Genomic DNA, 9,671 nt, shown 5'->3' with positions numbered 1-9,671 from the left:
GTGCCGGGGCGGGCGGGTGCGAGTTGTTGTTGGCAGCCCCCGCGTGGGAGTTTTAGAGCATGCGAATCTACCCTGCCTTTTTTCGAGCAGTCTTCTCCCGTATGGACGCCGAACGGGCCCACCAGATCGGGTTCCGGCTGATTCGTGTCGCGGAGCGCACCCCCGCTGGCCCCGCGCTGCGTCATCTGACGAAACCGCACCCGGGACTGCAGACCTCGGCGTTCGGGATTACGTTCCCCTCCCCGTTTGGTCTGGCAGCCGGGTTCGACAAGGGGGGTCACGGCATTACCGCCTTGACCAGTCTCGGATTCGGTCACGTGGAGGTCGGCACGATTACCGGCCAGGCGCAGCCGGGCAACCCAGCACCCCGCCTGTTCCGCCTGGTGGAAGACCGCGCCGTGATCAACCGGATGGGATTCAACAATGACGGCGCGGCGGCCGTCGCCCCACGGCTGAGGGCGGCGCGGACCCGGCTGGAACGGCGGTATGTGGCCAACCGGCCGATCATTGGTGTCAATATTGGCAAGACCAAGGCGGTCAATCTGCGGGACGCGGTCGCGGACTATCTGGTCAGCGCGAGGGAACTGGCGCCCGCCGCTGACTACCTAGTGGTCAACGTCAGCTCACCCAACACTCCGGGCCTCCGGCTCCTGCAGAACGTCGAATCCTTGCGGCCGCTCCTGACCGCGGTCCGGAAGGCAGCCAACGACAGTGCGGGGCGTCCGGTGCCGCTGCTCGTGAAGATCGCCCCCGATCTGGAGGACCAGGACATCGACGACGTCGCGGCCCTCGCCGTCGACCTGGGTCTGGACGGGGTGATCGCCACGAACACCACCATCACCCGCTCGGGTCTGGCCAGCGACAACGCGCTGGTGATGAAGTGCGGGGTGGGAGGGCTGAGCGGAGCTCCGCTGAAGCAGCGCTCCCTTGAAGTGCTGCGACGGCTCCGCGCCGCGGCTGGCGATCAGCTGGCCATCGTGTCGGTCGGCGGAGTAGAAACCGCCGAGGACGTCCTGGAACGCCTCGACGCCGGCGCCACCCTGGTGCAGGGCTACACCGGATTTCTTTACGAGGGCCCCTTCTGGGCACGGCAGATCAACCGGCGGCTGGAAGAGTTGCTCGCAGCACGCCATTAGCCCTTAAAACTCTCACTCCCCGCCGGATGTGTCCGGGCGGGGAGTGAGAGGTAGGAGCCTAGGCCGGGTATTCGCCGCGCTTCACCAGGGGCTTGGGCAGCCGGAGCCGTCGGAGCTGGAGGCCGCGAGTGACCCCGTACCAGAGATCGCCGCGGGCGGGCTCGCCGAACTTGGCGGTGAGGCGTTTCTTGAGGCTGCGGCGCAGTAGGAAGCAGTCCAGGACGACGGCGAGGATGAGCACCCAGAAGGCGTTGAGCACGAGTGCCTGCACCTGGAGGTTCTGCACGAAGCTGAGGATCACAAACACCAGCGCTGCGACCATGAGGAACTCACCGAGATTCCAGCGGGCGTCGACAAAATCCCTGATGTAACGGCGGGCCGGGCCCTTGTCGCGCAGGGGCAGGTAACGCTCGTCGCCGGTATCGAGGGCCTGGCGCATCCGGAGCCTCTCGGCCCGCTGCGCATCCCTGCTGGCCGCCTTCGCGGCCTTCCGGTCATCGGGGACGAGCGGGCGTTTCCGCGCGGCTTCCTGCGAGCTACGGCGCGGCGTCGGCACTCCCTTGCCAACGGGGCGCTCTTCGGGCAACTGGTCTACGGGGGCCTCGGGGGCCTCTTTTTTACGTCCAAACACCCTTCAAGGATACCCGCCGCGCCGGTCACGTGCGCCCGGTCACTTCGCTGCGGTCACTCCACAACGCCACTGTGTAAGGTCGACTTACATGACTGATGAACAACTCGCATCCCCCCACGACTTTTCGGCTGGAGACCTCCGCGCCGCCGTCGCCGCCGGCTTCGACCAGGTGGTCACTGACCTCATTGACCTTGTCGCCATCCCCGGGATCGCCTGGGAAGCTTTCGACCCGGCCGAGCTGGACCGCAGCGCCACAGCCGTCTCGGACCTGATTCGTGCCACCGGCCTCAACGACGTCCAGATCCTCCGGGTCACCACCGACGGGGTCGAGGGCGGTCCCGCCGTCGTCGCCCGCCGGCCCGCCGCACCAGGGAAACCGACGGTGCTTCTCTACGCCCACCACGACGTGCAACCGCCGGGCGACCCTGCGCTGTGGGAGAGCGAGCCGTTCACCGCCGTCGAACGCGAGGGCCGGCTTTACGGCAGGGGAGCAGCCGATGACAAAGCGGGCATCATGGCGCACATCGGGGCCCTCCGCGCGCTGGACGATGTCCTCGGGCAGGACTTCGGCGTCGGCGTCACCCTGTTCATCGAGGGCGAGGAGGAGGCCGGTTCGCCGACCTTCCGTACGTTCCTCGACACCCATCGGGACCTGCTCCAGGCTGACGTGATTGTGGTCGCCGATTCCAGCAACTGGAAGGTCGGTGTCCCCGCCCTGACCACGAGCCTGCGCGGTCTGGTCGACGGTACCGTCGAGGTGCAGGTCCTTGAACACGCGGTCCACTCGGGCATGTTCGGGGGACCGGTGCTGGACGCACCGACGCTCCTCGCCCGGCTGATCGCCACGTTCCACGACGACGCCGGCGATGTCGCCATCGCAGGGCTCGCTGGCGGCGACGACGCCACAGTCGATTATCCGGAGGCCGACTACCGTGCCGACGCCTCGGTGCTCGACGGCGTCCAACTTGCCGGTACCGGATCCATCGCCTCGCGGCTCTGGACCAAGCCCGCGCTGTCCATCATCGGGCTGGACGCACCCACAGTTGCCCTGTCCTCCAACACCCTGCTCCCACGGGCCCGCGCCAAATTCAGCCTGCGCCTGGCGCCGGGCCAGGATCCGGCATCGGCGATGGCTGCGGTCAAGGACCATGTGGCGCGTCACGCGCCATTTGGTGCAACCGTGACGTTCACCGAGGGGGAGACCGGTAGCGCCTTCGCCGCCGACACGGCTGCACCGGCCGCCCAGACCGCCCTGTGGGCGCTCCAGGAAGCGTGGGGGGTCCCGGCCGTTGAAGCCGGAATGGGAGGCTCGATTCCCTTCATCGCCGACCTGACCGAGGTGTACCCCTCCGCGCAGATCCTGATCACCGGGGTTGAGGATCCCGACTCCCGCGCACACAGCGCCAACGAGTCGCTGCATCTCGCAGAGTTCCAGAAAGCTGTCCTTGCCGAGGCATTGATGCTCTCCCGCATCAATGCCGAGGGTCTCTGACCAACCCGGCCGGGGACGCCGTCCGCGACCTGCCCTGGCCGGGGTTGGTCGCGGACGGGACTGCCGACGTACCATTAGGTAGGACACAAAACCGCGACGCGTGTCCACAGCGAGGAGAAACCAGTTATGAGTACTTCCACCAGCGAAACCACCACCGGAACCACCGAGGCGGAATTGGCCGCCCATGAGGTGATGCTCTCCGATGTTGCAGCCGACAAGGTACGCAGCCTCCTGGAGCAGGAAGGCCGCACCGATCTGCGCCTCCGCGTTGCCGTGCAGCCCGGCGGCTGTTCAGGCCTGATCTACCAGCTGTACTTCGACGAGCGCACCCTCGACGGCGACGCCGTCCGGGAGTTCGACGGCGTCGAGGTCATTGTCGACCGGATGAGTGTCCCTTACCTTGCGGGCGCCTCGATCGACTTCGAGGACACCATCTCCAAGCAGGGCTTCACCATCGACAACCCCAATGCGGGTGGGTCCTGCGCCTGCGGCGATTCGTTCCACTAGCACGTGTTTGCTGCCCAAACAAACACCCAGGATGACCTGCCAAAAGTTCCGCGGCAGGCCGTCTTTGTGTCATCCGATGGCGGCGGTTACGGGTAAGCTCTACAGTAAGTAGTAAAACTAAATGTGTGCCTTTTGCGCACACGGGGTAACGCCGCCACGGGTGGCAGACACGTAAGAAAAGGAAGGGCCGTCTGTGAGTTCGCAGCACCGAACCGGCACCCGGCGCGCAAGGGTCACCAAGATCTCCAGCCTCATGCTGGTAGGCGCGTTGTTTCTGTCGGGCTGTTCAGCTGAAGTCCAAAGGGGTTGGTTGCCCGCCGAGCGCGACAACACCAACCACACCGGCCGGATCATTGATCTGTGGGTGAACTCCTGGATTGCGGCACTGATAGTCGGCGTCATCACTTGGGGTCTCATCATCTGGTGCATCGTTGCCTACCGTCGGCGACGGAATGAGACAGGATTTCCCCGCCAGGTCAGCTACAACCTTCCCCTTGAGGTCTTCTACCTGACGATTCCCCTGTTCATGGTTCTCGTCTTCTTCTACTTCACTGACCGGGACCAGCAGGCCATTGATGCCCGCGTGGACAACCCGGACCTGGTAGTCGATGTCCGTGGCAAGCAGTGGTCATGGGACTTCAACTACGTGAACGAAGACAAGTACTTCAGCGGAGTCCAGGCCAACCTGACCGGTGAGGAAGGTGTCCCCGAGACACTTCCCACCCTTTACCTGCCGGTTAACCAGACCGTCGAGCTCCAGCTCAACGCCCGCGATGTGCTGCACTCCTTCTGGGTGCCAGCGTTCCTGCAGAAGCGTGACATGATTCCCGGTCGCACCAACTACATCACCCTCACCCCCACACGGGAAGGCACCTTCGACGGGAAGTGCGCCGAGCTGTGCGGTGAATACCACTCGGAGATGCTCTTCAACGTTGCAGTGGTTTCGCAGGAAGAGTTTGATGCGCACATGGCCACCCTTGAGGATGGCCAACTCGGTGAAGAATACGATCGCAACTCGTCTTCCGACAACGAACTTGAACCAGCAGGGAGTAACGGCTGATGTCCACTTACGAATACACAGCTGACGACTCCGGCACCACCGTTGCGCCCCGGGTCGTCCCGCGGTCCAAGGGCCGCGTTGTGGTCAGCTGGATTACCTCCACCGACCACAAGACCATCGGGTACATGTACCTGATTGCGTCCTTCATCTTCTTCTGCCTGGCCGGCGTGATGGCGCTCGTCATCCGTGCGGAGCTCTTTGAGCCAGGAATGCAGATCCTGCAGACCAAGGAACAGTACAACCAGCTGTTCACGATGCACGGCACGGTCATGCTGCTGATGTTCGCGACCCCACTGTTCGCCGGTTTCGCCAACGTCATCATGCCGCTTCAGATCGGCGCCCCCGACGTCGCGTTCCCACGCTTGAACGCGCTGGCCTTCTGGTTCTTCCTCTTCGGCAGCACCATCGCCGTATCCGGCTTCATCACCCCCCAGGGTGCTGCGTCCTTCGGCTGGTTCGCCTATGCGCCGCTGTCCAACACCACCTTCTCCCCGGGGCTCGGTGGTGACCTGTGGGTGTTCGGCCTGGCGTTGTCGGGTTTCGGTACCATCCTGGGCGCGGTCAACTTCATCACCACGATCATCTGCATGCGTGCCCCTGGCATGACCATGTGGCGGATGCCGATCTTTACCTGGAACACCCTAGTCACGGCGATCCTCGTGCTGATGGCTTTCCCGCCACTGGCCGCGGCACTCTTCGCCCTCGGCGCGGACCGCCGGTTTGGTGCACACATCTTCGACCCGGACAACGGGGGAGCGATCCTCTGGCAGCACCTGTTCTGGTTCTTCGGGCACCCCGAGGTGTACATCATCGCGCTGCCGTTCTTCGGCATCGTGTCCGAGATCTTCCCGGTCTTCAGCCGGAAACCCATCTTCGGCTACAAGGGGCTCGTCTACGCGACGATCGCCATCGCCGCTCTGTCGGTGACCGTCTGGGCCCACCACATGTACGTCACCGGTGCGGTGCTCCTGCCGTTCTTCGCCTTCATGACGATGCTGATCGCGGTGCCAACTGGCGTGAAATTCTTCAACTGGATAGGCACCATGTGGCGTGGCTCGATCACGTTCGAGACGCCCATGCTCTGGAGCCTCGGGTTCCTGGTGACCTTCCTGTTCGGCGGACTCACCGGCATCATCCTGGCTTCACCTCCGCTCGACTTCCACGTCTCGGACACCTACTTCGTGGTGGCCCACTTCCACTACGTGGTCTTCGGTACCGTCGTCTTCGCGATGTTCGCTGGCTTCTACTTCTGGTGGCCAAAGTGGACAGGAAAGATGCTGAACGAGCGTCTCGGAAAGATCCACTTCTGGATGCTGTTCGTTGGTTTCCACGGCACCTTCCTGATCCAGCACTGGCTGGGCGTCATCGGTATGCCCCGTCGTTACGCGGACTACCTGCCCGAGGACGGGTTCACAGCGATGAACCAGTTCTCGACCATCGCGTCCTTCGTTCTCGGTGCCTCACTGATTCCGTTCTTCTGGAACGTGTACATCACCTGGCGCAGCGGCAAGAAGGTCGAGGTCGACGACCCTTGGGGCTTCGGTGCCTCGCTGGAATGGGCGACCTCCTGCCCTCCCCCACGCCACAACTTCACGTCACTGCCCCGGATCCGGTCAGAGCGTCCCGCACTGGATCTCCACCACCCCGAGCTGCAGCAGCAGCACACGCCAAGCTCTGCCGTAGGACAGGCACTTGGCGCGGCCGACCGGAAGGACGCCTAGCACATGAAGGTTGAGACCGGACTCTTCTTCTGGGGAGCACCTTTCTTCGTACTCGTCGGAGTGGTCTACGGCTACCTCACCGGGTGGACCGAATACGTCGGGTTCCTCGGCATCCTGCTGGTCGGCGGACTCGCCGCAATGATCGGGTTCTACCTGGGGTTCACCGGCCGCAGGATCGGAATGCGGCCCGAGGACAGGCTCGACGCCGAGATCCATGAAGGGTCAGGTGAACAGGGTCATTTCAGTCCCTGGAGCTGGTGGCCCCTCGTGCTCGGTCTGTCGGCTGCTGGCGGCTTCCTGGGCCTCGCAGTGGGCTGGTGGGTGCTCTACATCAGCCTCGGCCTCTGCGTGATCGCCCTGGTTGGCTGGGTCTTCGAATACAGCCGTGGGGACCACGCCCACTAAATCAAGGATTGCAAGGCTCTAGTCAAGCATTGCAACGATGGGCCCCCACCTCCGGGTGGGGGCCCAACGTCGTTAACGGCAGGCCGTGTCGGCTAACGATAGCGGACCCTGGTCGCGGGAGGCTCGTCGAGAGTCGCGGCCCCGCTGTGGGTCCGACCTTCGCTCGGGGTAGGGCTAGCGAGCGGGGTGCGGCTATCGCTCGGCCGGGACCTGAGGCTCCGCGCTGGTGATTCTGACGAGGTGCTGGTGACTCTGGCAGGGTACTGAGAGCTCAGACATGGTTACTGGGAGCTCAGACAGGGCCGGGGTGGTGCCGGCCCCGCGGCCCTGCCGTGGCGGACCCGCAACCGCGGTGGTGCTACAGGCCCCGACGGCCAGCCCAGAGTCCGTGCAGGAGGGGGAGCGCCGAGGCGAGCATCAGCACGTTTCCCAGGCCTGTGTCATCGGCCCTCACCACCGAGCCAGCGATCAGCAACGCCGCGAAGACCAGTGCCGAAGCGGAACGCTGAGCCGTGCGGTCCAGGCGAGTGAGCCGTTGCTCCAGTCGGGGGTTGGCGACGGTTAGGGAGCCGTCCTCCACCCGAGTAATGAGCCCGTCGATGCGTTGTGGAAGCCGCACGGCCACCGAAGCCGCCGTGAGGGCCTGTTGGGCCACATCCTGAACAATGTTGCCGCGCTCGTCCCGCAGGAGCTGGGCGGCGTAGGGTTCAACGGAATCCCACAGGTTGAACCGGGGGTCGAGTGAACTTGCCACCCCTGACGTCAGCGACATGGCACGGATGATCAACAGGAAGTTCTCGGGTAGCTGGAAAGGCAACGAGCGGACCAGATCCCCGAATTCAACAGCAAAATCAAGGAACTCCTTGGGATCCACCTCCCGCAGTTCAGCGAATCCCATGCCGCCAAACCGGGCAAACAGGTGGGTCATCGCCCGCTCCAGTTCACCGGTATCCGCCGAGGGAACCAGCACGCCCACGTCCTTGATGGCGGCGACCAGTCCCTTCCCATCGCGGGTCGCAGCGGCGATCAGCAGTTTCCGCAGCCCATCTCGGGTGCTGGGCGGGACCTCGCCCATCATCCCGAAGTCGATGAAGGTGAGCTTCCAGGTGGTGGGTGCTCCAGGATTCTGCCGGTCAGGCGTCACAAAAATGTTGCCGGGGTGCGGATCGGCATGGAAGAAACCGTTGGTGAACATCTGGTCGAACATGACGGATGCGAACACGGGGGCTACCTGTGCAGGATCGATCCCAGCGGCCGCCAGGGCCGCCGTATCGGTGATCTTGATCGCTGTGACATCCTCAAGTGTCAGAACGCGGCGGGTGCTCCGTTCCCAGACGACCTCGGGCACTCCCACCCGATCGTTCTCGTCAAAGTCGGAGGCAAACCGTTCCAGGTTCTGGGCCTCCCGCAGGTAGTCAATCTCCATCAGACTGATCTGCGCAAACTCTTCCACCAGGGCAGGTACGTCGGCCCGCGAGGACACGATGCGGACGCGGCTAAGCCAGCCGTCCACCTTCCGCAGCGCCGCAAGGTCAATGTCGATGATCGCGTCGATGCCGGGCCGCTGGACCTTGACGACGACGTCGGCCAGCCCCGTGTCGGCCGCATCCAGTGCACGAAGCTGTGCGCGGTGCGCCTGCCCGAATGACGCCGCGGCGATAGGGGACTCTTCGATGGACGCGAAGACCGTCTCGAGCGGCCCTCCTAACTCCGCTTCGGCGAGGATCCGGATAGCAGGAAAGGGTACCGGCGGCACCTCGTCCTGAAGCCCTTCGAGTTCCGCGGTGATCTCGGGTGGCAGAACATCGAGTCTCGACGACAGGAACTGGCCCACCTTGATCATCAGCCCACCCAGGTCCACCGCCAATACCCTGAAGCGTCGTGCGAAGCGCAGCATCCGTCGGGTCCTGGTACGCTCGGCGATTCGTCCCAGCCCAATGCGAGGAAGGACCAGCTCGAACCACCAGGTTACGGCGAGATGCCACGCCGCGAACCGCACGATGCGCCGGTAGCGGGCGCGCGTGGCACCCACGCCGGGGAGCGAATCCGCCGTACCCCGGCGGTCCAAGCTCACGCCGGTCAGTCTTGGGCGAGGATCGAGTACAACCGGCGGCGCGCATCATTGAGCACCTTGACTGCCTCCTGAACCTGCGCCGGTGTCCCGGTCCGCCCCACCTGGGCCGCGGCCTGGGCCAGTTCAACTCCGGCCTTGGGCAGAGCACCGAACCCAGCAGCGCCCGAGTGCTCGGATGGCCCCCAGGGGCTACTGCCGGCACCCGCCACCTCCTCACGGCCCGCCTCGGTCAACGAAAAGATCTTTCGACCGTTGGACTCCTCGGCACTGATGAAACCCTCATCCGCGAGCAGCTGGAGCGTGGGATAGACGGATCCCGCGCTGGGCTTCCAGCTGCCCCCGCTGCGTTCCTCAATTTCATGGATGATCTGGTACCCGTGCATGGGCCTTTCCGCCAACAGGGCAAGGATGGCGGAGCGGACCTCACCCCGGCCAGCGCGTGTCCCCGAGCGTTTCTCAAACCGTGACCGGAGCTCTTCGACTGCCTGCCACATCCCGTCGATGTTGTTGCCGCCGAATCCACTTGGTGGGTAGGAATTTCGCATGATGCTCTCCTCAGTCGTCTTCAACGATATATAACGATAGTCAACGATACCCCTGGGGGGCCGGTGGAATCAACGCTGTGGGGGGACACCTTTAGACTGG

9 protein-coding genes are annotated in these 9,671 nt (G+C 64.3%); 6 read left to right on the top strand and 3 right to left on the bottom strand.

The window, feature by feature from the left end; translation table 11 throughout:
• Nucleotides 1–59 precede the first annotated feature (59 nt).
• Nucleotides 60–1,136: a quinone-dependent dihydroorotate dehydrogenase gene (locus HMI57_RS07120; RefSeq protein ID WP_171585242.1), complete on the top strand. Its 1,077-nt coding sequence runs from the start codon at nt 60–62 to the stop codon at nt 1,134–1,136.
• Nucleotides 1,137–1,194: 58 nt separating this feature from the next.
• On the opposite strand, the gene HMI57_RS07115 is transcribed toward HMI57_RS07120, so the two are convergent.
• Nucleotides 1,195–1,767, bottom strand: coding sequence for a DUF3043 domain-containing protein (locus tag HMI57_RS07115; protein ID WP_171585241.1), 573 nt, complete (start codon nt 1,765–1,767; stop codon nt 1,195–1,197).
• Between the two features lie 88 nt (nt 1,768–1,855).
• Here HMI57_RS07115 and HMI57_RS07110 point away from each other — a divergent pair, with 88 nt between their 5' ends.
• The 5 genes from HMI57_RS07110 to HMI57_RS07090 all read left to right on the top strand — a co-directional run bounded on the left by HMI57_RS07110 (nt 1,856) and on the right by HMI57_RS07090 (nt 6,952).
• The gene (locus tag HMI57_RS07110) at nt 1,856–3,259 is read left to right on the top strand and encodes a dipeptidase (RefSeq protein ID WP_171585240.1); all 1,404 of its coding nucleotides are present in this window, start codon (nt 1,856–1,858) and stop codon (nt 3,257–3,259) included.
• 126 nt (nt 3,260–3,385) lie between these two features.
• Nucleotides 3,386–3,766 (top strand): iron-sulfur cluster assembly accessory protein, encoded by a 381-nt coding sequence (locus HMI57_RS07105; protein ID WP_171585239.1) that lies wholly within the window; start codon nt 3,386–3,388, stop codon nt 3,764–3,766.
• A gap of 193 nt (nt 3,767–3,959) precedes the next feature.
• Entirely contained in the window at nt 3,960–4,826 is an 867-nt protein-coding gene (coxB, locus tag HMI57_RS07100) for a cytochrome c oxidase subunit II (protein ID WP_171585238.1), read from the top strand.
• Nucleotides 4,826–6,547: a cytochrome c oxidase subunit I gene (ctaD, locus tag HMI57_RS07095; RefSeq protein ID WP_171585237.1), complete on the top strand. Its 1,722-nt coding sequence runs from the start codon at nt 4,826–4,828 to the stop codon at nt 6,545–6,547. The genes coxB and ctaD overlap by 1 nt, the downstream gene beginning before the upstream one ends.
• A gap of 3 nt (nt 6,548–6,550) precedes the next feature.
• Nucleotides 6,551–6,952, top strand: coding sequence for a cytochrome c oxidase subunit 4 (locus HMI57_RS07090; protein ID WP_171585236.1), 402 nt, complete (start codon nt 6,551–6,553; stop codon nt 6,950–6,952).
• Between the two features lie 358 nt (nt 6,953–7,310).
• On the opposite strand, the gene HMI57_RS07085 is transcribed toward HMI57_RS07090, so the two are convergent.
• Nucleotides 7,311–8,849, bottom strand: a complete 1,539-nt coding sequence (locus tag HMI57_RS07085; RefSeq protein ID WP_228720983.1) for an AarF/UbiB family protein — start codon at nt 8,847–8,849, stop codon at nt 7,311–7,313.
• Between the two features lie 182 nt (nt 8,850–9,031).
• Nucleotides 9,032–9,571, bottom strand: a complete 540-nt coding sequence (locus HMI57_RS07080) for a PadR family transcriptional regulator (RefSeq protein WP_171585234.1) — start codon at nt 9,569–9,571, stop codon at nt 9,032–9,034.
• Nucleotides 9,572–9,671 lie beyond the last annotated feature (100 nt).

Source organism: Arthrobacter sp. 260 (assembly GCF_013116745.1).
Lineage (GTDB): Bacteria > Actinomycetota > Actinomycetes > Actinomycetales > Micrococcaceae > Arthrobacter_D.
The sequence above is the reverse complement of the archived record's forward strand: the minus strand, read 5'-3'. Positions and strand labels throughout refer to the sequence as shown.

Bases quoted from the DNA above. Each gene is read 5' to 3' on its own strand.
- HMI57_RS07085 (WP_228720983.1), bottom strand. From the start codon at position 8,849: ATGCTGCGCTTCGCACGACGCTTCAGGGTATTGGCGGTGGACCTGGGT.
- HMI57_RS07080 (WP_171585234.1), bottom strand. From the start codon at position 9,571: ATGCGAAATTCCTACCCACCAAGTGGATTCGGCGGCAACAACATCGAC.
- HMI57_RS07090 (WP_171585236.1), top strand. From the start codon at position 6,551: ATGAAGGTTGAGACCGGACTCTTCTTCTGGGGAGCACCTTTCTTCGTA.
- ctaD (WP_171585237.1), top strand. From the start codon at position 4,826: ATGTCCACTTACGAATACACAGCTGACGACTCCGGCACCACCGTTGCG.
- HMI57_RS07110 (WP_171585240.1), top strand. From the start codon at position 1,856: ATGACTGATGAACAACTCGCATCCCCCCACGACTTTTCGGCTGGAGAC.
- HMI57_RS07120 (WP_171585242.1), top strand. From the start codon at position 60: ATGCGAATCTACCCTGCCTTTTTTCGAGCAGTCTTCTCCCGTATGGAC.
- HMI57_RS07105 (WP_171585239.1), top strand. From the start codon at position 3,386: ATGAGTACTTCCACCAGCGAAACCACCACCGGAACCACCGAGGCGGAA.